The organism is Serratia sp. CY33802, from assembly GCF_052169095.1.
In the GTDB taxonomy this organism is placed as follows: domain Bacteria; phylum Pseudomonadota; class Gammaproteobacteria; order Enterobacterales; family Enterobacteriaceae; genus Serratia; species Serratia bockelmannii.
The window spans coordinates 117,788-141,261 of the sequence record NZ_JBJNLL010000009.1; the positions used below are offsets into that span (position 1 = coordinate 117,788).

The 23,474-nt window shown below is 61.1% G+C and carries 17 protein-coding genes; 7 read left to right on the forward strand and 10 right to left on the reverse strand.

Annotated features, from left to right (window positions below):
• Positions 1–7 precede the first annotated feature (7 nt).
• From glgC to glgP, 3 genes are all read left to right on the forward strand, one after another.
• Positions 8–1,285, forward strand: a complete 1,278-nt coding sequence (gene glgC, locus ACJ8HA_RS21415) for a glucose-1-phosphate adenylyltransferase (protein WP_442515507.1) — start codon at positions 8–10, stop codon at positions 1,283–1,285.
• A gap of 135 nt (positions 1,286–1,420) precedes the next feature.
• Positions 1,421–2,851 carry a glycogen synthase GlgA gene (gene glgA, locus ACJ8HA_RS21420; RefSeq protein WP_025304565.1) on the forward strand — a complete coding sequence of 477 codons (1,431 nt, stop codon included), beginning with the start codon at positions 1,421–1,423 and terminating at the stop codon, positions 2,849–2,851.
• A gap of 141 nt (positions 2,852–2,992) precedes the next feature.
• A complete protein-coding gene (gene glgP, locus ACJ8HA_RS21425; RefSeq protein WP_025304564.1) occupies positions 2,993–5,440 on the forward strand; it encodes a glycogen phosphorylase in 2,448 nt (815 codons plus the stop codon).
• 67 nt (positions 5,441–5,507) lie between these two features.
• Here glgP and glpD read toward each other — a convergent pair whose 3' ends face one another.
• From glpD to malT, 5 genes are all read right to left on the reverse strand, one after another.
• A complete protein-coding gene (gene glpD, locus ACJ8HA_RS21430; RefSeq protein WP_043138961.1) occupies positions 5,508–7,016 on the reverse strand; it encodes a glycerol-3-phosphate dehydrogenase in 1,509 nt (502 codons plus the stop codon).
• Between the two features lie 245 nt (positions 7,017–7,261).
• Positions 7,262–8,020: a DeoR/GlpR family transcriptional regulator gene (locus ACJ8HA_RS21435; protein ID WP_004930797.1), complete on the reverse strand. Its 759-nt coding sequence runs from the start codon at positions 8,018–8,020 to the stop codon at positions 7,262–7,264.
• A gap of 50 nt (positions 8,021–8,070) precedes the next feature.
• A complete protein-coding gene (gene glpG, locus ACJ8HA_RS21440) occupies positions 8,071–8,907 on the reverse strand; it encodes a rhomboid family intramembrane serine protease GlpG (RefSeq protein ID WP_043138958.1) in 837 nt (278 codons plus the stop codon).
• 171 nt (positions 8,908–9,078) lie between these two features.
• A complete protein-coding gene (gene glpE, locus ACJ8HA_RS21445; protein WP_004930790.1) occupies positions 9,079–9,405 on the reverse strand; it encodes a thiosulfate sulfurtransferase GlpE in 327 nt (108 codons plus the stop codon).
• A gap of 82 nt (positions 9,406–9,487) precedes the next feature.
• Positions 9,488–12,202: an HTH-type transcriptional regulator MalT gene (malT, locus tag ACJ8HA_RS21450; protein WP_060435144.1), complete on the reverse strand. Its 2,715-nt coding sequence runs from the start codon at positions 12,200–12,202 to the stop codon at positions 9,488–9,490.
• A gap of 460 nt (positions 12,203–12,662) precedes the next feature.
• Between malT and malP the strand changes: the two genes are divergently transcribed.
• Together malP and malQ are read left to right on the forward strand one after the other, a co-directional pair.
• Entirely contained in the window at positions 12,663–15,068 is a 2,406-nt protein-coding gene (gene malP / locus ACJ8HA_RS21455) for a maltodextrin phosphorylase (RefSeq protein WP_148123800.1), read from the forward strand.
• 9 nt (positions 15,069–15,077) lie between these two features.
• Complete coding sequence (gene malQ, locus ACJ8HA_RS21460; protein ID WP_442515508.1) at positions 15,078–17,168, forward strand: 4-alpha-glucanotransferase; 2,091 nt, start codon at positions 15,078–15,080, stop codon at positions 17,166–17,168.
• Between the two features lie 184 nt (positions 17,169–17,352).
• Here malQ and nfuA read toward each other — a convergent pair whose 3' ends face one another.
• Positions 17,353–17,928 (reverse strand): Fe-S biogenesis protein NfuA, encoded by a 576-nt coding sequence (gene nfuA / locus ACJ8HA_RS21465; protein WP_025304558.1) that lies wholly within the window; start codon positions 17,926–17,928, stop codon positions 17,353–17,355.
• Between the two features lie 58 nt (positions 17,929–17,986).
• Positions 17,987–18,670, reverse strand: a complete 684-nt coding sequence (gene gntX / locus ACJ8HA_RS21470; protein ID WP_442515509.1) for a DNA utilization protein GntX — start codon at positions 18,668–18,670, stop codon at positions 17,987–17,989.
• 40 nt (positions 18,671–18,710) lie between these two features.
• On the opposite strand from gntX, the gene bioH reads away from it, so the two are divergent.
• Both bioH and ACJ8HA_RS21480 read left to right on the forward strand, forming a co-directional pair.
• Positions 18,711–19,481 (forward strand): pimeloyl-ACP methyl ester esterase BioH, encoded by a 771-nt coding sequence (bioH, locus tag ACJ8HA_RS21475; RefSeq protein ID WP_025304556.1) that lies wholly within the window; start codon positions 18,711–18,713, stop codon positions 19,479–19,481.
• Between the two features lie 270 nt (positions 19,482–19,751).
• On the forward strand, positions 19,752–20,036 hold the full coding sequence (locus ACJ8HA_RS21480; RefSeq protein ID WP_004930765.1) for a YdgH/BhsA/McbA-like domain containing protein: 285 nt from the start codon (positions 19,752–19,754) through the stop codon (positions 20,034–20,036).
• Positions 20,037–20,077: 41 nt separating this feature from the next.
• On the opposite strand, the gene ACJ8HA_RS21485 is transcribed toward ACJ8HA_RS21480, so the two are convergent.
• From ACJ8HA_RS21485 to feoA, 3 genes are all read right to left on the reverse strand, one after another.
• On the reverse strand, positions 20,078–20,317 hold the full coding sequence (locus ACJ8HA_RS21485; protein ID WP_033639206.1) for a FeoC-like transcriptional regulator: 240 nt from the start codon (positions 20,315–20,317) through the stop codon (positions 20,078–20,080).
• A complete protein-coding gene (feoB, locus tag ACJ8HA_RS21490; protein WP_060448470.1) occupies positions 20,317–22,632 on the reverse strand; it encodes a Fe(2+) transporter permease subunit FeoB in 2,316 nt (771 codons plus the stop codon). The genes ACJ8HA_RS21485 and feoB overlap by 1 nt, the downstream gene beginning before the upstream one ends.
• Before the next feature lie 62 nt (positions 22,633–22,694).
• On the reverse strand, positions 22,695–22,919 hold the full coding sequence (feoA, locus tag ACJ8HA_RS21495) for a ferrous iron transporter A (RefSeq protein ID WP_025304553.1): 225 nt from the start codon (positions 22,917–22,919) through the stop codon (positions 22,695–22,697).
• Positions 22,920–23,474: the final 555 nt, after the last annotated feature.

Below are 23,474 nucleotides of genomic sequence, written 5' to 3' on the forward strand. Positions count from 1 at the left end.
GTCCGCTATGGTTAGGTTTGAAAATAAAGACCCCCTGATGTTGGCGCGCCAGTTGCCGATTAAATCCGTAGCGCTGATCCTGGCCGGCGGCCGCGGTTCACGTCTGAAAGATTTGACCTCCACCCGCGCCAAGCCCGCCGTCCACTTTGGCGGCAAATTCCGCATCATCGACTTCGCCTTGTCGAACTGCCTGAACTCCGGCATCCGCCGCATCGGCGTGATCACCCAATACCAGTCGCACACGCTGGTGCAGCACATTCAGCGCGGCTGGTCGTTCCTCAACGAGGAGATGAATGAGTTCGTCGATCTGCTGCCGGCCCAGCAGCGACTCAGCACCGAACATTGGTACAAAGGCACCGCCGACGCGGTGTACCAGAACCTGGATATCATCCGCCGCTACGAGGCCGAATACGTGGTGATCCTGGCGGGCGATCACATCTACAAGATGGATTATTCGCGCATGCTGATCGACCACGTCGAGAAGGGCGCTCAGTGCACTGTGGCTTGCCTGCCGGTGCCGCGCAGCGAAGCCGGCGAATTCGGCGTGATGAAGGTGGATGAAAGCGATCGCATCATCGAGTTTCTGGAAAAACCCACCGATCCGCCGGCGATGCCGGGCAACCCGGATATGTCGCTGGCCAGCATGGGCATCTATATTTTTAATGCCACCTACCTGTTCCAGCTATTGGAGGAGGATATGTCGACCCCCGGCTCCAGCCACGACTTCGGCAAGGATCTGATCCCGAAAATCACCGCGCAGCAGGCGGCGTGGGCACATCCGTTTACCTTATCCTGCGTGACGTCCAACCCCGATCTGCCGCCGTACTGGCGCGACGTGGGCACGCTGGACGCCTACTGGCGCGCCAATCTCGATCTGGCGTCGGTGACGCCGGAGCTGGACATGTACGACCGCGCCTGGCCGATCCGCACCCACATGGAACCGCTGCCGCCGGCCAAGTTTGTGCAGGATCGCTCCGGTAGCCATGGCATGACCATGAATTCGCTGGTGTCCGGCGGTTGCATCGTGTCCGGGTCGGTGGTGGTGCATTCGGTGCTGTTCCCGCGCGTGCGAGTGAACTCGTTTTGCACCATCGACTCTACCGTATTGTTGCCGGACGTGAACGTCGGCCGTTCCTGCCGCCTGCGGCGCTGCATCATCGACCGCGCCTGCCACATTCCGGAGGGCATGGTGATCGGGGAAAACGCCGATGAGGACAGCAAGCGTTTTTATCGCTCGGAAGGCGGCATCGTGCTGGTGACGCGCGAAATGTTGTCAAAATTGTGAGTTAACGTGGGGGGCAGAACGATAGCCTGCCGCCCGATGAACGGTTCGATGGCTTGCGCAACGCGGCACACATAACAGCGGCAAGCCTGCTTTATTTCTTATCCAGAGGCCTTCGGCCGACTTTCAGGAGTGATAATGCAGGTCTTACACGTATGTTCTGAAATGTTCCCCCTGCTGAAAACGGGCGGACTCGCAGACGTGGTTGGCGCACTGCCGGCGGCGCAAATCGCCGAAGGCGCCGATGTTCGGGTGCTATTGCCCGCTTTCCCTGACGTACGCAACGGCATACCCGACACCGTGCTGGTGGCGGAGATAGACTCGTTCGCCGGCCGTGTCGGCCTGCGTTACGGCACCTATCATGGCGTGGGCATTTACCTGATCGATGCGCCCTGGCTGTATGACCGGCCGGGCAGCCCGTACCACGATCAGTCCATGTACGCCTACCCCGACAACCACCGGCGCTTTGCGCTGCTGGGCTGGATGGCCTGCGAGCTGGCCAAGGGGCTGGATCGCTACTGGCGCCCGCAGCTGGTGCACGCCCACGACTGGCACGCCGGTCTCAGCTGCGCCTATCTGGCCGCCAACGGCCACCCGGCGCGTTCGGTGTTCACGGTGCACAACCTGGCCTACCAGGGGCTGTTCTCCGCCCATCACGTGACCGAGCTGTGGCTGCCGGCGTCGTTTTACAACGTCTATGGCCTGGAGTTCTACGGCCAGATGTCGTTCCTCAAGGCCGGGTTGTTTTATGCCGACCACGTGACCGCCGTCAGCCCGACCTATGCGCGCGAGATCACCCGGCCGGAGTTCGGCTACGGCATGGAGGGGCTGCTGCAGGAGCGGCAGCGGCAGGGCAGGCTGAGCGGCATCCTCAACGGCGTGGACGACAAGATTTGGGATCCGGCCCACGACCCGCGGCTGAGCGCCCGCTATGACGCCGACGATCTGAAAAGCAAGGTCAAAAACAAGCTGCATCTGCAAAAGGCCATGGGACTGAAGGTGGACGAATCGCTGCCGGTGTTCGCGGTGGTGAGCCGATTGACCAACCAGAAAGGCCTCGATCTGGTGCTGCAGGCGTTGCCCGAATTGCTGGCGCAGGGCGGGCAGTTGGCGCTGCTGGGCGCCGGCGACGCGGTGCTGCAGCAGGCGTTTCTGGCCGCCGCCGCCGACTACCCTGAGCAGGTCGGCGTGCAGATCGGTTATCACGAATCCTTCTCCCACCGCATCATCGGCGGCGCCGACGTCATTCTGGTGCCGAGCCGCTTCGAGCCCTGCGGCCTGACGCAGCTCTACGGCCTGAAATACGGCACGCTGCCGCTGGTGCGCCGTACCGGCGGGCTGGCGGACACGGTCGTGGACTGCGCCCTAGAGAACCTGGCCGACGGCACCGCCAGCGGCTTCGTGTTCGACGATTGCGACGCCGTCGCGCTGGGCAACGCCATCCGCCGCGCCATGGTGCTGTGGAGCCGGCCGAAACACTGGCGCCACGTTCAGCGCCACGCCATGAGTGTGGACTTCGGCTGGCCGGTGGCGGCGAAAGAGTATTTATCGCTTTATCAACGCTTGTAGCCCGCGTTTCGCGTCTCGGGTTGACGCACGGCGGGCAGCCGTAAGGGTAGATTGTCGGGGCGCGGTGTACCGCGTCCATGTTCAGCGGAGCCCGCTATTCCGCGGCGAATGGCGGGGCTCCCTACAAGGGATTAAAAAGCCATGACTTCACCGTTTAGTTACACCTCACCTACGGTCAGTGTGGAAGCGCTGAAACACTCCATCGCCTATAAGCTGATGTTTATCGTCGGCAAGGATCCGGCTATCGCCAACCGGCACGATTGGCTGAACGCCGTGCTGTTCGCGGTGCGCGATCGCATGGTGGAGCGCTGGCTGCGTTCCAACCGCGCCCAGCTGTCTCAAGACGTGCGGCAGGTGTATTACCTGTCGATGGAGTTCCTGATCGGCCGCACTCTGTCTAACGCGCTGCTGTCGATGGGCATCTATCAGGATATCGACAATGCGCTGAATGAGATGGGGCTGAACCTGGCGGAGCTGCTGGAGGAAGAGAACGACCCCGGGCTCGGTAACGGCGGTCTGGGCCGGCTGGCGGCCTGCTTCCTCGACTCGCTGGCCACGCTGGCGCTGCCGGGGCGCGGCTACGGCATTCGCTATGAATACGGCATGTTCAAGCAGAACATCGTCAACGGCCAACAGATGGAATCGCCGGACTACTGGCTGGAGTACGGCAATCCGTGGGAGTTTCCGCGCCATAACACTCGCTACAAGGTGCGCTTCGGCGGCCGCGTGCAGCAGGAGGGCGCCAAGGCGCGTTGGCTGGAGACCGAAGAGGTCGTGGCCATCGCCTACGATCAGGTGATCCCCGGTTTTGACACTGACGCCACCAACACGCTGCGGTTATGGGGCGCGCAGGCCAGTAACGAGATCAACCTCGGCAAGTTCAACCAGGGCGATTACTTCGCGGCGGTGGAAGATAAAAACCATTCGGAGAACGTGTCGCGCGTGCTGTATCCGGACGATTCGACCTCCTCCGGGCGCGAACTGCGGCTGCGGCAGGAGTATTTCCTGGTGTCGGCCACGGTGCAGGATATCCTCAATCGCCATTGGCTGATGCACAAAACCTTCGACAACCTGGCGGACAAAATCGCCATTCACCTCAACGACACTCACCCGGTATTGTCGATTCCCGAGCTGATGCACCGGCTGATCGACGAGCACAAATTCAAGTGGCTCGACGCCTGGGAAGTGGTGGAGCAGGTGTTCTCTTACACCAACCACACGCTGATGAGCGAGGCGCTGGAAACCTGGCCGCTGGACATGATAGGCCGCATCTTGCCGCGCCACCTGCAGCTGATTTTCGAAATCAACGATCACTTCCTCAAGATGGTGCAGGAAGTGGCGCCGGGCGACAACGATCTGCTGGCGCGGGTCTCGATCATCGACGAAACCAACGGCCGCCGGGTGCGCATGGCGTGGCTGGCGGTGGTGGCCAGCCACAAGGTCAACGGCGTTTCCGCTCTGCATTCCGAACTGATGGTGCAGTCGTTGTTCGCCGACTTCGCCCGGCTGTTCCCGACTCGTTTCTGCAACAAAACCAACGGGGTAACGCCGCGTCGTTGGCTGGCGCTGGCCAACCCGCCGCTGGCGGCGGTGCTGGACGACTGCATCGGCCAAACCTGGCGCACCGATCTCAGCCAGCTGAGCGAGATCCAGGCCAATATCGACTACCCGAGCTTCCTGCAGGCGGTACAGCGCGCCAAGCGGCAGAACAAGGAGCGGCTGGCGCTGTATATCGCCAAAACGCTCAACGTGGTGGTTAACCCGGATGCGTTGTTCGACGTGCAGATCAAGCGCATCCACGAGTACAAACGGCAGCTGCTCAACGTGCTGCACGTCATCACGCTGTATAACCGTTTGCTGGACGATCCGGAGATCGAGCGCGTGCCGCGGGTGGTGATCTTCGCCGGCAAGGCGGCCTCGGCCTACTATGCCGCCAAGCAGATCATCCGCTTGATCAACGACGTGGCCAAAGTGATCAACAACGATCCGCGCGTGCATACCCAACTGAAGGTGGTGTTCATTCCGAACTACGGCGTCAGCCTGGCGCAGATCATTATCCCGGCGGCGGATCTGTCCGAACAGATCTCGCTGGCGGGCACCGAGGCCTCAGGTACCAGCAATATGAAGTTCGCGCTGAACGGCGCGCTGACCATCGGCACGCTGGACGGCGCCAACGTCGAGATGCGCGAGCACGTGGGGGAGGAGAACATCTTTATCTTCGGCAATACCGCCGAGCAGGTCGAGGAGCTGCGCCGCAACGGTTACAACCCGCGCCAGTACTATGAGCAAGACCCGGAGCTGCATCAGGCGCTGACGCAGATCGCTACCGGCGTGTTCAGCCCGGAAGAGCCGAAACGCTATGGCAATCTGTTCGACTCGCTGGTCAACCTCGGCGACCACTATCAGCTGTTGGCGGATTACCGCAGCTATGTGGACACGCAGGACAAGGTGGACGAGGTCTATCTCAATCAGGACGAATGGACGCGGCGCGCGGTGCTGAACATCGCCAACATGGGCTACTTCTCCTCCGATCGCACCATTCAGGAATACGCGGACGAAATCTGGCACATTCAGCCGGTGAAGCTGTAAAGCGGGGCAGGAAAAAAGCAAAGGGCCGGATAACCGGCCCTTTTTCGTTTTTTCGTTACGCTGCGGCTCAGGAAGCCAGAGACAGCGCTTTCGTTTTCGCGTGTTCTGCCAGCCAGGCTTTCACTCGCGCCTGCTGCGCTTCGTCCAGCCACATACCCAGCTTGGTACGGCGCCAGATGGCGTCGGCCAGTTCTACGACCCACTCTTTCTCGGTCAGGTAGCGCAGCTCGGCTTCATACAGACCGTGGCCGAAATCTTCGCCCAGATCGGCGAGGCCGTTGGCGCCGGCCAGGATCAGCTCGCTCTGGCTGCCGTAGGTGCGGGCATAGCGGCGCGCCAGGGCTTCCGGCAACCAGCCGTGCGCACGGCGCAGTTTGGCCGCGTAGCCGTCGCGGTCGCCGTCGATGTCACCGCCCGGCAGCGTGGCGTTTTTGGTCCACGCCGGGCCGCAGCCTGGGTAGTAGTGGGCCAGTTTTTCCATCGCATGCTCGGCCAGCTTGCGGTAGGTGGTCAGCTTGCCGCCGAAGACCGACAGCAGCGGCGCTTTGCCCTGCTCATCGTGCACGTCCAGCGTGTAATCGCGGGTGATCGCCTGCGGTGAATCGGACTCGTCGTCGCACAGCGGACGCACGCCGGAGTAAGTCCAGACGATGTCGTCGCGGCCCAGCTGCTTCTTGAAGTGATCGTTGTACACTTTCAGCAGATAAGCGATTTCGTTCTCGTCGATCTTCACGTCCTTCGGATCGCCTTTGTACTCCACGTCGGTGGTGCCGATGATGGAGAACTCGTCATTCCACGGGATCACGAACACGATGCGGTGGTCTTCGTTCTGCAGAATGTAAGACTGCGGCTGATCGTGCACGCGCGGCACCACGATGTGGCTGCCTTTGATCAGACGGATGCCGTAAGGTGATTTCAGCTTCAGGCCGTCGTCGAAGAAGTTTTTCACCCACGGGCCGGTGGCGTTCACCAGGCCTTTGGCGCGCCAGGTGAAGGTTTTGCCGCTGTCGATATCGACCGCTTCCACCATCCACAGGCCGTTTTCACGCCATGCGCGGGTCACTTTGGTGCGGGTGCGCACTTCGCCGCCGCGTTTTTCCACTTCCTGCGCGTTCAGCACCACCAGGCGAGCATCGTCAACCCAGCAGTCGGAATATTCGAAACCGCGCTTCAGTTCAGGCTTCAGCACCGACTCTGGTCCAAAGCGCAACCCCTTGCTGCCCGGCAGGCTGGTGCGTTTGCCCAAGTGATCGTACAGGAACAGGCCGATACGGATCATCCAGGCCGGACGCAGATGCGGCTGGTGCGGCAGGCGGAAACGCATCGGGAACGCGATGTGCGGTGCCAGCTTCAGCAGCACTTCACGCTCGGCCAGCGCTTCGCTCACCAGACGGAATTCGTAGTGTTCCAGGTAGCGCAGGCCACCGTGGATCAGTTTGGAACTGGCGGAAGACGTAGCACAGGCCAAGTCTTGCGCTTCCAGTAGCAGTACCGACAGCCCGCGCCCGGCAGCATCCGCCGCGATGCCGGCACCGTTGATGCCGCCACCGATAACGATCAAGTCTTTGGTTTCCACGTCATCTTCCTCCAGATGTTCGAAATAGCTCTTTCATGTTCGTTTTCGCTCATGATTGTAATCAAAAACCAACAAGCAAGCCAAGACTTAACCAAACAAAAACATTTAGGCGTGATAGAGGTAACAGTTTGGTGATGATAGTCACATAAATGATGTGGATATGGCGCGAGCGCGCAAACGGCTGTCGGTAAGGGAGGCGGGGGTGGAAAACGGGGCGGCGGCGCGCCCCGCAGGTTAAGGCCGAATCAGCACAGCTCCAGCTGCACGTCGTACTGTTCGATGATTTTCATCACGCTCGGCGGCGGCAGCTGGTCGGTAAACAGGTAGTCGATCAGGTTCATGTTGCCCAGGTTGACCATGGCGTTGCGGCCGAATTTGGAGTGGTCGGTCACCAGCATCACGCAGCGGGAATTTTCGATAATCGCGCGTTTGGTGCGCACTTCGTGATAGTCGAATTCGAGCAGCGAGCCGTCCATATCGATGCCGCTGATGCCGAGAATGCCGTAATCGAGGCGGAATTGAGAGATGAAGTCCAGGGTGGCTTCGCCCATGATGCCGCCGTCACGGGTGCGCACTTCGCCGCCGGCCAGGATCAGGCGGAAGTCTTCCTTGGCGGTCAGCAGGGTGGCGACGTTGAGGTTGTTGGTGACCACGCGCAGGTTCTTGTGGTTCATCAGCGCATGGGCCACCGCTTCCGGCGTGGTGCCGATATCGATGAACAGCGTGGCGCCGTCCGGGATCTGGCTGGCGACGCGCTGCGCGATGCGGGCTTTCTCTTCCGACCACATCACCTTGCGATCGTTATAGGCAGCGTTGACCGAGCTGGAAGGCAGCGCCGCGCCGCCGTGGTGACGCTGGATCTTGTTCTGGTCGGCCAGGTCATTCAAATCGCGGCGAATCGTTTGCGGGCTGACGTCAAAATGTTCCACCAGCTCTTCCGTGCTGACGTAACCCTGCAGGCGCACCAGCTCGATAATTGCGTCATGACGCTGTGTTTGCTTCACGATAATCCCCTAAAACGCCCGCCATGCCCGCTGGGCACAGCTCCCGGCTGTTATTGTTCGTTGTGTGCGCGATGACGCGTATCCCAAAATGCCATCAATAACCCTAACACTAAACCGGCTACGTGTGCCGCGTTGGCGATCGACATTCCTAAAATATCGAAATATCCGGCCACCAGCCACAGCACCGAGAACACCATCAGGCCGCGCGGCAGCATCAGGCCGCGCTCCGGCGCCCGTTCCCCCGTCAGCCACACATAGCCCATCAGCGCATAGACCACGCCGGAAAGTCCGCCGAACAGCGCGCCGCTGAACAGCGATTGCGCCCAGCCGCTGAAGAAGGCCGACACTACCGCCAGCACGAACAGCTTGCCGGCGCCGAGGCGTTTTTCCATCTGGCCGCCGAGATACCACCACCACATCAGGTTGAACAGAATATGCAGCAGGGAGAAGTGCAGGAACGCATGGCTGACCCAGCGCCACAGCTGCGTGTATTGGCTGCTGTCTTGCGGCCAGGAGAGCCAGTACATCACGGTATCGTCACCCAGCACCTGCATCAGGATGTAGACCGCGATGCACAGTACCATCACGCCGAGCGTCAGCGGCCCGGCCTTGCTGCGCAGGGTGTGCAGGTAGGATTCGCTCTGATAGTGCAGGCCGGCGTCGGTATGGCCGGTCTGCCAACTGGCGGCCTGATAACGGCGGTTGAGCGGATCGACCAGAAACTGCTGCAGCTCGTGTTGCACCTGCTCGAGGTGGCTGTCGTCGGCCAGCCAGATTTCCGCCGCCTCGCCGCTGTTGCGCAGCTCAAGCCGGATGCCCTGGGTCGCCATATAGTCGACAAAGGCCAGCGCCAGGCGCGGGTTGGATATGGCGATTACTCTAACCATTGCTCTTCCGTCGTAAGTGAATGATTTTGGCCGCGGCTTGCTCGCCGATGACCCTGACGGCCGATTATAACGTCGAAATCCTGAGCGCTGGCAAACGGATCTGCGAAAAACCCGCGAAAACGCGCATAAAATCGAAGGGAAAGCCCGCCGATGCGCAGCGGGCGGCGGGGATCAGGCAGAGGTTTCCACGTCTTGCGGGTACTGGCGGGCCCAGGCCTCGAAACCGCCGTCGATGCTGTAGACCGCGTCGAACCCCTGGTGCAGCAGGTATTGCGCCGCGCTGCGGCTGCTGTTGCCGTGGTAGCACATCACCATCACCGGCCGCTCGAAGTCGTTTTGCTGCATAAAGGCCGACAGGGTGGCGTTGGTGAGGTGAAAGGCGCCCGGCGTATGCCCGGCTTCAAAACTTTGCGGATCGCGGATGTCGACCAGGGCGGCGCTGCCCTCTTTCCAGCGGGTGTACGCCTGCTCAACGTTGATCGCTTCGAACTGTTCCATACTGCTGACTGCCTCGTTATTGGGGGACGCCGCTATTGTAACCAACTCGGCGGCGTTTAAGACCAGAGGGATATCAGGGTTTTTACGCGCCGTACCCCATCATCTTCAGCAGCTGCTGCGCCTGCTGCACTGCCTCCTGGCGATGGGCCACGCCCAGCTTCTGGTACAGATTGCGGATGTGCGTCTTGATGGTGGTGGCCGCCACGTCCAACTCACCGGCGATCTGGTCGTTGCTGTAACCGGAATAGATCAGCCCCAGCACCTGCCATTCGCGTTGGGTCAACGGACTGGTGCGGATCAGTTCCGGCACCTGTGGATGGGTCAGCAGCTTATCGACGAAGTTTTCGTCGAAATGCGCGAACTTGTGCCGATGATGCTGGTTGATGTCGCGCAGGATGCGCTGGGCGCGATGCTGCTCCAGCTCCGGCAGCGTGTTGAGCTGGATCAGCTGGCGCAGCTGCTGCGCCATCGCTTCGCCTTCGATGACGAAGTGGCTGATAAAGCCGGTGCGGTTGGCCAGCGACAGCGCTTCGATCAGCGCCTGCTGCGCTTCACCCTTGCGCTCTTGCAGCCAGTAGAGCTGGTTGCTGAGCAGCAGGTTGCGGTTGAGATCGCTCACCAGCCGCAGGCGGCGGGCGTTCTCGTTCAGTTCATCCAGCACCACCCCGGCCTCTTCATACTGGCCGAGCAGGATTTGCACCCGCGCGATGTTGCGCCATTGGCCCTGTGTGAAGTGGTTGTCCGCCATGCCGGGTTTTTCGGTATGGCGCAGCCACTGGGCGGCGGCGGCGGTATCGCCGGTCATCTGCCAGTGGATCACCCGCGATTTGTCGGTGTTGGTCAGCCAGTCGCGATGGTAGTGGGCGCCGTGCAGCAGGGCTTCGCACCGCTGCAGGTGGGTATTGGCGTTGTCCAGGTCGCCGCGCGCCAGCGAGCATTTTGCTAACATGGCGATGCACTGCAGCTGCTGTTGCGGTTGGTAGTTCGCCAGAATTTTCAGCCCGGCGCGCGCCGCGTCTTCCGCTTCGTCCAGCCGCGACCACGACCACAGGATCTGCGCGCGAATGCGCAGCAGGAATTCGTGCATCGGCAGCTGTTCCAGGTGCTGTTCGCGGATCAGTTCGAAGGCCTTATCCTGGGTTTCGTAAGCGGCCTGCAGGTAGCCTTGGGCGATAAGAATTTCGCTCTGCTGCAGCAGCGCCCAGAGCGCGTAATGGTTGGCCTGATGACGACGCGCCATCTGTTCGGTTTGCTGCATCATCGGCAGCGCGCGCGCCAGCTCGCCCTTGCAGTGGTGCACTTCGCCGGTCACCGAGGTGGCGACGATGCGGCTGTAGTAGCTGGACAGCGGCAGGAATTTTAACGCTTCGGTCGCCAGCCGCTCGGCTTCTTCCGGTTTGCCGGCGTTGATCGCCACCTGGGCGCGCAGGGCGTCGAACTCGGCGTGCAGCGTTTGGTCTATCTCGATTTTCTGTTCGCGCATGGTGCGCTCGGCGCGCTCCAGCAGGGTATTGACCTCGCTGTAGCGGTGCTGGCTCTGCGCCAGCCAGGCCTGCAGCAGCGCCAGCTTGGGGTTTTGGATCAGGCGCTCATAGGGCAGCGCGTTGAGGCACTCCTCCAGCAGGGCCAGTTCGCTGTGGTGGAACAGCGACCAGGCGTGTTGCAGCAGGATATCTCGCAGCATGCTGACGTCGCTGGCCGCCAACGCGTGGTGAATGGCCTCAGCCGGATACCCCAGCGCCAGCCAGCCCTCGGCGGCGGCGCGGTGCAACCCCGGCAGCTCCAGCGCCAGTTCCCACTGGCAACGCTGGCGCAGGAAAGAGGCGAACAGCGGATGGAAGTTGAACCATTCGCCGGTGTCGTCCATGCGGTGGATAAACAGCCCCTGGCGTTCCAGCTCCTCCAGCCGCTGCTGGCCGTTGTCTTCGCCGGTCAGCCGCACGATCAGCGCATCGTTCATTGAGCGCAGCACCGAACAGCGCAGCAGGAAAGCGCGCGCATCGGCATCGACGTGGTCCAGCACTTCGTCTACCAGGTAGTCGGACAGGTGACTGGCGTTCAGCCCCGCCAGGCGCTTGGCCGACAGCTGAGCCGACGAGGCGGACTGGCGGGCCGACAGCGCGATCAGCTGCAGCGCGGTGGCCCAGCCTTCGACTTCGTCGCACAGGCGGCTGCTGTCCTGCTGTTCCATCGGCGCCGCCAGGCGGCAGTCGAAGAACTGTTTGGCTTCCTGATGGGTGAACGCCAGCTGCTGCGTGCCCATTTCCAGCAGCTGATCGCGCACCCGCAAATTGGCGATGCCGAGCGGCGGCAGGGTGCGTGAGAGCAGGATCAGCGTCAGGTTTTCCGGCTGATGGCGCAGGAAGAAGCGCATGGCTTCGTGGATGGCGTCGTTGGTGATCAGGTGGTAGTCGTCGATCACTAGGTACAGCGGCTGGTGCCAGTCGGCCAGCTCGATAAACAGCTGGGCGAACAACGCCGACAGGCTGGCGTACTGGTGTTTCTGGCTCAGCACCTCGCTCTTGACGCAGCGGCCGCCGCTGGCCTGCTGCAGCGCGGCAATCAGGTAGCTGGCGAAGCGCTCCGGCTGGTTGTCGCTCTCATCCAGCGAATACCAGCCCAGATCGGCCTTGCCGGCCGCCCATTGGGCGATCAGCGTGGTTTTCCCGTATCCCGCCGGGCAATTGACCAGTGTCAGGCGATAGTTGCCCGCGCTGGCCAGTTTGGCCAGCAGGCGATCGCGGATCACGGTATTTTGCAGCCGTACCGGGCGGCTCAGTTTTGATGGGATCAGCATAGTATTCCAGGGTATAAATCGCGGTTCCCGCCGGGATTGGAGTGGCGCTAATTATTTTATGGTTCGTAATTAATAGCTCCCCCTAACTTCTGCCAACCCTAAACGTATTGCAACAAGCTTCCGCATCGGCTTGGAGTTAAGTTGCTATTGATCACACTTTTTTACGTTTGGCGCCGGCGCGCGGCGATGCGGTCGCGGATCGCATTTCCGGCCATGGACAAAACTTCAGCAGCGCGAATACTTGTGCTAACGTCATGGTTAACGTTCTCAGTGCTCGCCGCACGCGTTGGCGGGCTTTTTTGCATCGTTGCAAGGGAGTCAAACAGTGCCTGAGATCACAATTCCAGCTACGCCCCAATCCTCCTCCCCAGCTAATCCCCAGGCGGGATGATGCCGTCAGGCTTTCTCACCGGCACGATAGCGGCAATTTGACCCACTTACTGGATAGAGAGTTTTCCTTATGTCACAGCCTACGCTCAAGAAGGATGCTTTTCTGGCGGCGCTCGCCCGTCAGTGGCAACGGTTCGGCCTCAGTTCCGCACAGCAGATGACGCAACATCAATGGTGGGAAGCCGTCAGTGCGGCGCTGGCCGAGCAGCTGGCCGCACAGCCGGCGCCGCGCAAAAGCGCCAAACCGCTGCGTCACGTGAACTACATCTCGATGGAGTTTTTGATTGGCCGGTTGACAGCGAACAACCTGATCAACCTGGGCTGGTACGACACCGTCGAGCAGGCGCTGGCCGAGCAGAACGTCAAGCTGGCGGATTTGCTGGAGCAGGAAACCGATCCGGCGCTGGGCAACGGCGGGCTGGGGCGTCTGGCGGCCTGTTTCCTCGACTCGATGGCAACGGTGGAGCAACCGGCCACCGGCTATGGGCTGAATTACCAGTACGGGCTGTTCCGCCAGTCGTTCCGCGAAGGGCAACAGCAAGAGGCGCCGGATAACTGGCAACGCGAGAGCTATCCGTGGTTCCGCCACAACGCCGCGCTGGCGGTGGACGTGGGCATCGGCGGCAAGCTGGAAAAGCAGGCCGACGGCCGCGAACGGTGGCGCCCGGCCTTCACCCTGCGCGGCGAAGCCTGGGATCTGCCGGTGCTGGGGTATCGCAACGGCGTGGCGCAGCCGCTGCGCCTGTGGCAGGCGACCCATCAGCATCCGTTCAACCTGAGCGATTTCAACGACGGCAAATTCTTGCAGGCGGAGAAGCAGGGCGTAGAAGCCGACAAGCTGACCAAGGTGCTTTACCCGAACGACAACCATCAGGCCGGCAAGCGCCTGCGCCTGATGCAGCAGTATTTCCAGTGCGCCTGCTCGGTGGCGGACATTTTGCGCAAGCACCATCAGGCCGGCCGCAAGATTGAAGAGCTGCCGAAGTACGAAGTGATCCAGCTGAACGACACCCACCCGACCATCGCCATTCCGGAAATGCTGCGCATTCTGCTGGACGAGCACCAGCTGGAATGGGAGGCGGCCTGGGCGATCACCAGCAACACCTTCGCCTATACCAACCACACCCTGATGCCGGAAGCGCTGGAGTGCTGGGATGAAAAACTGGTGCGCAGCCTGCTGCCGCGCCATTTCTCCATCATCAAACAGATCAACGCCAGGTTTAAAAAATTGGTGGATAAGCACTGGCCGGGCGACGAGGCGGTGTGGGCCAAACTGGCGGTGCACCACAACAAGCAGGTGCGCATGGCCAACCTGTGCGTGGTCAGTGGCTTTGCGGTCAATGGCGTGGCGCAGCTGCATTCGGATCTGGTGGTGAAAGATCTGTTCCCGGAATATCACCAGCTGTGGCCGAACAAATTCCATAACGTCACCAACGGCATCACGCCGCGCCGCTGGCTGAAACAGTGCAACCCGGCGCTGTCGGGCCTGATCGACGAGACGCTGAAGGTGGAGTGGGCGAGCGATCTCGACGCGCTGCGCGGGCTGGAAAAATTCGCCGACGACGCGGCGTTCCGCCAGCGTTATCAGCAGATCAAACGCGACAACAAGGTGGCGCTGGCCCATTACGTACACGGCGTAATGGGGCTGACACTTGACCCGGACGCGATCTTCGACGTGCAGATCAAGCGTCTGCACGAGTACAAACGCCAGCACCTGAACCTGCTGCACATCCTGTCGCTGTATCGTCAGCTGCGCGACAACCCCAACCTGGACATCGTGCCGCGCGTCTTCCTGTTCGGCGCCAAGGCGGCGCCGGGCTACTACCTGGCGAAGAACATCATCTACGCCATCAATCAGGCGGCCGAGAAGATCAATAACGATCCGTTGGTGAAAGATCGCCTGAAAGTGGCGTTCATCCCTGACTACCGCGTGTCGGTGGCCGAACTGATGATCCCGGCGGCGGATATCTCCGAACAGATCTCCACCGCCGGCAAAGAGGCCTCCGGCACCGGCAACATGAAGCTGGCGTTGAACGGCGCGCTGACGGTCGGCACGCTGGACGGCGCCAACGTCGAAATCGCCGAGCAGGTGGGCGAAGACAATATCTTTATCTTCGGCAATACCGTGGAGCAGGTGAAGGCGATAGTGGCGAAGGGTTACGATCCGCTCAGCTACCGCAAGAAAGACAAGCACCTGAAGGCGATTCTGGACGAGCTGGCGAGCGGCACCTTCAGCCACGGCGACAAGCACGCGTTCGACATGATGCTGCACAGCCTGCTGGAAGGCGGCGATCCCTACCTGGTGCTGGCGGACTTTGCCTCGTACTGCCAGGCGCAGCGCCGGGTCGACGAGCTGTATCGCGATCGGGACGAATGGACGCGGCGGACTATCCTTAACACCGCGCGCGTCGGCATGTTCAGCTCGGATCGCTCGATCCGCGATTACCAGCAGCGTATCTGGCAAGCCAAACGTTAAGGAGAGCGAATGGATCGCAAGCGTATCGATCAGGCGGCAGCGCAGGCGGGGATCGCCGCCGATTTCATCAATGCCCACGGCAAGCGGCAGGCGATTGAACCGCAGACCAAGCGCAAGCTGCTGGCGGCCATGAACCGAACCGATGTCGAGCAGGAAGGAGCGGCGCCGCCGTTACCGGCGGTCAAGGTGTTCTATCAGGGCGCGCCGCTGGCGCTGACCCCGGCGGGCGAAGGCGAGTACCTGTGGGCGCTGCAACGTGAAGACGGCGAATGCCTGCAGGGGCGCATCGGCGCGCGCAAGACCCTGACGCTGCCCGGCGATCTGCCGGTGGGTTACCACCAATTGACGCTGAGCCAGGGCGAGCAGCAGTGGCCATGCCGGCTGATCGTCGCGCCGAGACGCTGCTTCGAGCCGGACGCCTTGCTGACCGGTAAGAAGCTGTGGGGCGCTTGCGTTCAGCTGTATACGCTGCGCTCCGATCGCAACTGGGGCATCGGCGATTTCGGCGATCTGCGTCTGATGGTGGAGCAGGTGGGGGAGCGCGGCGGCGCCTTCGTTGGCCTCAACCCGATCCATGCGCTGTATCCGGCTAATCCGGAGAGCGCCAGCCCTTACAGTCCCTCGTCGCGCCGCTGGCTGAATCTGGCGTATATCGACGTCAACGCGGTGGAGGATTTCCAGCGCAGCGATGCGGCGCAGCGCTGGTGGCAGAAGCCGGCGACGCAGAAGCAGCTGGCCAAGGCGCGCGCCGCGGAGTGGGTGGATTACACCGCCGTGATGCAGCTGAAGCTGGCGGCGCTGAAGCTGGCGTTTCCGCTGTTTCAGGCGCGCAAGCCAAACGACGGGCAGCGTCAGGCGTTCGAACAGTTCGTCAGCGAGGGCGGCGACAGCCTGTATCAGCAGGCGGCGTTCGACGCGCTGCATGCCCATCTGGCGGCCAAAGATGCCCACCAGTGGGGCTGGCCGGCCTGGCCAGAGCGCTATCGGCAGGGGCAGAGCGAAGCGGTACGGCTGTTCTGCTCCGAACATCAGGACGCGGTCCGCTTTTACCTGTGGCTGCAGTGGCTGGCGGCCACGCAGTTCGCGCAGTGTTTTGACCAGAGCCGGCAGCAGCAGATGCCGATTGGCCTGTATCGCGATCTGGCGGTCGGGGTGGCGGAAGGCGGGGCGGAAACCTGGTGTGACCGCGAACTGTACTGCCTGAAAGCGTCGGTCGGGGCACCGCCGGATATTCTGGGGCCTCTGGGGCAAAACTGGGGCCTGCCGCCGATGGATCCGCACGTGATGGCGGCACGCGGGTACCAGCCGTTTATCGATCTTTTGCGCGCCAACATGACCAACTGCGGCGCGCTGCGCATCGATCACGTCATGGCGCTGCTGCGGCTGTGGTGGATCCCGTATGGCGAAACCGCCGATCGCGGCGCCTACGTCAAATACCCGGTGGACGATCTGCTGGCGGTGTTGGCGCTGGAAAGCCAGCGCCACCGTTGCATGGTGATCGGCGAGGATCTCGGCACGGTGCCGGTGGAAATCGTCGGCAAGCTGCGCGACAGCGGCGTCTATTCCTACAAAGTGCTCTATTTCGAAAGCGACGGTGAATACCATTTCCGCGCGCCGCAGGCCTATCCGGTGCAGGCGATGGCGACCATCACCACCCATGATCTGCCGACGCTGCGCGGCTACTGGCAAAGCGACGATCTAACGCTCGGCAACCGGCTGGGTCTTTACCCGGACGCGGAGATCCTGCGGGCGCTGTTCGCCGATCGGGAACGCGCCAAGCAGGGGCTGCTGGATGGATTGCATCGTTATGGCTGCGTGCCGCAGAAGGTGGGCAAGAAGGCAGCGCTGCTCGGCATGAGCCCGCTGCTCAACCGCGGCCTACAGCGCTATGTCGCCGACAGCGCCAGCGCCTTGCTCGGCCTGCAGCCGGAAGACTGGCTGGATATGGCCGATCCGGTCAATATTCCCGGTACCAGCGATCAGTACCCTAACTGGCGGCGCAAGCTGACCCAGACGCTGGAGGAGATGTTTGCCGACCCGCACATAAACCGCTTACTGAAGGATTTGGACAAGCGGCGCCGCAAGGTGTCGGTGGGGTGACGATGAGGTGTCGTTGTATTAGGTCAAAGGACGAGAACTTTAGTCCCATCCAAATGACGGATACCCGAATTAATTGGAGTTGCAGCTAGGCGGCAAGTGCGTAAATCCCCAGGAGCTTACTTAAGTAAGTGACTGGGGTGCGCGCATGCGGCCAACAACGCTGCAACTTCAAGTAAGAAGGGTATCAATAGTAGGAGTGCTCGCCGCGCTGGTGCTCGGTCAGGTCACGCACGCCTTTCAGCTCCGGGAATTTCTGCAGCAGCTCTTTCTCGATGCCTTCTTTCAGCGTGACGTCGACCATCGAACAACCGTTGCAACCGCCGCCGAACTGCAGGATTGCCATGTTGTCGTCGGTGATCTCCATCAGCGTTACGCGGCCGCCGTGGCCCGCCAGCTGTGGGTTGATCTGCGACTGCAGCACGTATTCCACGCGCTCCATCAGCGGCGCGTCGTCATCGACCTTGCGCATTTTGGCGTTTGGCGCTTTCAGCGTCAGCTGAGAACCCAGTTGGTCGGTCACGAAGTCGATTTCGGCGTCTTCCAGATACGGCGCGCTCAGCTCATCGACATAGGCGGACAGTTTGTCGAACTTCAGTTCGGTATCCGTCGCTTCTACCGCGTCCGGCGGACAATAAGAGACACCGCATTCGGCCGTCGGCGTGCCCGGGTTGATCACGAATACGCGGATTTGGGTGCCTTCTTCTTGATTTGCCAGCAGTTTGGCAAAGTGTTCCTGTGCAGTATCTGTTATACGGATCATAGCATTAGCTCAATAGTTGACTTCTATAGTCGGTTATAATACGCCCATTGCCGTGGCACTACAACGTGCGGCAAATGCACCATATCTGCACCGAGGCGGCGCCTTGCCGCTGCAGCAGCGCCGCTATCTGCGCGACGGTGCTGCCGGTGGTCACCATGTCATCCACCAGGGCGATATGCCGGCCGGCGACCGATGCCACGCAAACGAACGCGCGTTGCAGATTGCGCCTGCGTACCCCGGCGCTCAGCCGCTGTTGCGGGGCGGTTTTGCGCACCCGGCGCAAGGCGGCGGGCTGATAGGTGCAGCCCAGCCAGCGCGCCAGCGGCCGGGCCAACAGATCGCTCTGGTTATAACCACGGTGCCAGCAGCGTGTTGCATACAAGGGTACCGCTAAAATCAGGTCGGGTCTGTTCAGATACTGCTCTCTGCGCGCCTGCTGCCACCGCAACAACATCAGGCGCGCTAGCGTCGGCGCCAGCTCGGGCGCGCGGTGGAACTTGAACCTTTTTACCAGTTGGCTGAGGGGCGCAACGTAGTCGCCGACGAACACCAGCCGTTGCCAGGGCGGTGGCCGTTGCAGGCAGCGGCCGCAGGGCGTTCGCGTCTTCCCGGCGGGCAATCCGCAGCGCGGGCAACACGGCGGGTGGGCCGGCAGATGACGCAGGCAACAGCTGCAGATGCCATGACGGATCAGGCTCAACGGTTGTCGGCATAGCCAACAACGGCTGCGGATTGATAGCATAGCGTCTCCGTGACGGATAAGTATGAAAGGACAATAACCAATGACAGCGCTGTACTGGCAAACAATAGGCGAAGGCGAACGCGATCTTGTGCTGCTGCACGGCTGGGGATTGAACGCCGAAGTGTGGAGTTGCATTCAGGCGCGACTGACGCCGCATTTTCGCCTGCACCTGGTCGATCTGCCGGGGTACGGCCGTAGCCAGGGGTTCGGCGCCCTGTCGCTGGAGCAGATGACGGAAATCGTGCTGGCGGCTGCCCCGCCGCAGTCCTGGTGGCTTGGCTGGTCGCTCGGTGGGCTGGTGGCCAGCCAGGCGGCGCTGATGCAGCCCGAGCGAGTCAAGGGGCTTATCACCGTAGCCTCCTCGCCGTGCTTTGCCGCCCGCGATGAGTGGCCGGGGATCCGCCCGGATGTGCTGAGCGGTTTCCAGCATCAGCTGAGCCTGGATTTCCAGCGCACCGTCGAGCGTTTTCTGGCGCTGCAGACGCTGGGCACTGAGAGCGCGCGTCAGGATGCGCGCCAACTGAAAGCGGTGGTGCTCAACCAACCGACGCCGAGCGTCGAGGTGCTGAACGGTGGGCTGGAGATCTTGCGCACAGCCGATCTGCGTGCACCGCTGGCGGAGTTGACGCTGCCGCTGCTGCGGATCTACGGCTATCTGGACGGGCTGGTGCCGCGCAAGGTCGCCGAGCTGCTCGACGCCGACTGGCCGAACTCTACGTCGCAGATCGTGGCCAAAGCCGCCCATGCGCCATTTATCTCTCATCCCGATGAATTTGTGACGATGATCGAAGCGTTTATTGCAGCACATTGAATGCAGCGTGAAAACGCACGATAGAGCGCGAAAAAAAACGCCGCCGGGTGGATAAAAGACAAAGCTGTTCAATACTTAGTGAGTCAATGCGTTGGCTGCAAAATGAAAAGACCGCGTGCGGCGCTTTTCATTTTGGCGTTTCGTCTCTGGGAAACAGGCCCCGTCAGGGAAAGCAACGAGGCCTGAGGATGTCGCGGCAGCCTGCGGTACTACGCATGGATCCTTGACGGCTTTCATAACAGATAAATTATCCATTGAGAGGTTAGTGTCATGAAATCATTGAAGATGATTATTGCAGCGGCAGTGCTGGGTTCGGTGTCTTTCGGCTCCATGGCGGCAACCCTGCTGACCAAGGAAGATCTGGATAAGAATCCGGGTAAATACGAGAAGATCGGCACCGTCACCACGACGGCGGAAACCACGTCACCGATGGATGCCAAGGAAGAGCTGTCCAAACTGGCAGACGAAAAGGGCGGTCAATACTACGTGATCCTGGCGGGCCGCGAACACGGTAAATTCAGCGCCATCGCCGAAGTTTACAAAGACAAGCAATAAGCCTTGAACGGCAAGGGGCGCCGCTGCGGCGCCCCTGATCGTCAGGCCTTCAGCCGGTAGAACACCGTGCTGCATCCCTGGCCCTGCGGGCAGCTTTTGCAACTGCCGCTCAGACAGGCGCCGCCATCCTGTTCGATACGTTCCACTTTCCCCATTGCCGTCAAACGATCCAGCATCGCCTGCACCAGCGGCAGCGGCGTCGCCAGCGATTGGCTGAGCTGCTGCGCCTGGGCGCTGCCGCGCAGCGCCAGCGCATCGCGCACCTGCAGCAGCCCGGCCATCAGTGACAGCTCCCTTTGGCGCTCTGGCAACAAGCCGCCGGCGTGGCGTTGCCCAGGCGCACCGTGACGCGGCTGCGCGCCCGGCGCAGGCCGAACAGCACCAGCAGGTTCACCAGCACCACCGCCAGGATCGCCGTCAGGCTGTACTGCGGGTGTTGGTTGAAGGTGGCCGCCTGATAGAACAGCGTCGCCAGCGAGTAGGCCACGTTCAGCCCCCACAGGATTGAGAAGGTCATCCAGCCGCGGCTTGATTCACGTGCGATGGCGCCCATCACCGAGACGCAAGGCACGTACAGCAACACGAAGATCAGGTAGCTGTAGGCGGAAATGCCGGAGCCGAATTTGCTGCTCATCACGCCCATCGAACCGACGCCCATCTCGCCGTCGCCCTTGCTGGCTTCGATCGGGTTGGAGAGCACGCTCAGGCTGAAGGTATTTTTCAGGCCGTCCCAGGTTTCCTGGAGCGCGCCGCCCAGCTCATCGAGCAGGTTGAAGTTGGCGGCGTCGAATGCCTCTTTGTTGATGTGCTCGGCGGTATACAGCGTGTTCAGCGTGCCGACCACCACTTCTTTCGCCATCGCGCCGGTCACCAGGCCAACGGTGGCCTGCCAGTTATCGCTGTGGACGCCCATCGGCTGCAGCAACGGCGTCAGCACCTTGGAGACCGAAGCCAGCGCGGAGTCGTTGATGTTGTCGACCGTTTTGCCGCTGAACGAGAAGCTGTTCAGGCCGCCGATGAATATGCTGGCCACCACGATCACCTTACCGGCGCGCAACACGAAGCCTTTCAACCGCTGCCAGGTTTGCAGCAGCAGGCTTTTCAGGTGCGGCACGTGGTAAACCGGCAGCTCCATGACGAACGGTGAGGCTTCGCCGCGCATGAGGGTATATTTGAGTACCAGGCCGGTCAGGATCGCCACCGCGATGCCGAGCATGTATAGCGAGAACACCACCCCAGCACCGTCCTGGCCGAAGAAGGCGGCGGCGAACACCGCGAAGATCGCCAGACGGGCGCCGCACGACATGAACGGCGCCATCATGATGGTGATCAGGCGCTCGCGCTGGGCGTCCAGCGTACGGGCGCCCATGATGGACGGCACGTTGCAACCGAAGCCGACGATCAGCGGCACGAAGGATTTACCCGGCAGCCCGAGCGCCTGCATCAGGCGATCCATCACGAACGCCGCGCGCGCCATGTAGCCGGAGTCTTCCAGGAATGACAGGAACAGGTACATCATGCCGATCTGCGGCACCAGCGGCAGCACGGTGTTGATGCCGCCGCCGACGCCCTGCGCCAGGAATACGGTCAGCCAGCCGGGGAAGTGCAGGGTGTAGCCGAGCCACTGAATGCCCTGAATGAAGATCGCCGCCGAGCCGATATCGAAGATCGGCTGCAGCGCGCCGCCGATATTGATCGCCAGCAGGAACATCAGGTACATCACCAACAGGAAGATCGGCACGCCCAGCCAGCGGTTGAGGATCACTTTATCCAGCATATCGGTCAGGCGGTTGGGCATCGCCTGCTGCGAGTTGCTGACCGCGTCGCTCAGGGTGGCGATAGACTGGTAGCGCGCGTCGGCGATTACCAGCGCCGGGTCTTCTTGCTCCTGCTGTTGCAACGTCTGAATGGCCGCAGGCAGCAGCGCGACGGCGGGACCGGCCAGCCGGTGGCTGTAGATGTCGCCCTCCAGCATCTGCAATGCCAGCCAGCGGCGTTGCACTGCCGGCAGCGTTTGCGGCATGGCGTTGCTCAGCGTGGCGACCGCTTTCAGCAGCAACGGTGGGTAGTTCACCAGCGCCTGCTGTTCGTTGATGCGATGATTGTCGATCATCTGTTTCAGCACGCCGATGCCGTCGGCGCGGGTGGAGATCATCGGTACTACCGGGCAGCCGAGGCGCGCCGACAGCGCGGCGACGTCGATATCGATATGCTGGCTTTTGGCGATGTCGAGCATGTTCAGCGCCACGATGCAGGGGATGCCCAGCTCCAGCAATTGCAGCGTCAGGTAGAGGTTGCGCTCCAGGTTGGAGGCGTCGACCACGTTGATCAGCAGATCGGCGTCGCCGCTCAAAATGTAATGGCAGGCGATCTGCTCATCGAGCGACGTTTGCTCTGAAATGGTGGTCAGGGAGTAGGTGCCGGGCAAATCGACTAGCCGCACGTCGGACTGCGGGGTGGTGAAATGGCCTTCTTTGCGTTCGACCGTCACGCCCGCCCAGTTGCCGACCCGTTGGCGTGCGCCGGTCAGCTGGTTGAACAGCGTGGTTTTGCCGGAGTTCGGGTTACCGATTAAGCCGATGGTGAGTTTTTTCATAGTTCAGCGTGTCGTCTTCAAGGAGAACAGCGCCGGCGCAAGAGCGCGTCGGCAAACGGAGGTCAGGGCTGGCCGTCGAGCTGCAGCAGCGCCAGATCCTTCCTGCGCAGCACCAGGCTGACGCGGCGAGTTTTAATTTCTATCGGATCGCCCAGTGGCGCGACGCGCACTACGTCGAATGAAGAGCCAGGCAGCATGCCGAGCGATAACAATTTCTGGCGGTAGGCCGGCGCAATTTCACCGGAAAAGCCGACAATCTTATACGTGCGTTTAGGTTGAAGCTGCATGTGATTAACCTTCCGGGTGCCGATGAACATCGGGCTGATGATAATTGGACGTTGCCGGCGAAAATGCCACGCCGTCGGCGGTATTCATCCATAAGGTCATGCAATAAAGTAAGCGCAAATAATAGTAATTATCATTATCGCGTTCAATACAAAAAGTAAGGGTATTGTAACCAATTATTATGGTGACGGCAGTTTTTAATGGCGTTGTCTTGATTAACGATGTTTTATCACTGCTTGCACTTGGGAACAAATGAGAATGGCGAGTTAAATCAGTTACGTATTTGTAGCCGAGTTTTCTCGTTTGCAAATATCGATGGCTTTTTCCCTTTATTTATTTCCGCTGAAAGGCAATTCGATAACATTATTCCACCGTAATGCGAGCGGTAACCATTTGTGTTTCTCTCACAATTCGCGAGATGAAAAATGCGTGTTAACGGAGTTGTTAATAAATGGCTGCAGAAGGCATTTTTGTTGCCTGAATAATGGGAGGGTGGTCACGCAGGAACGGGAAATAAAAAGATGATGGTTTATTGAGACGGGTCAAGAAATGCAGCA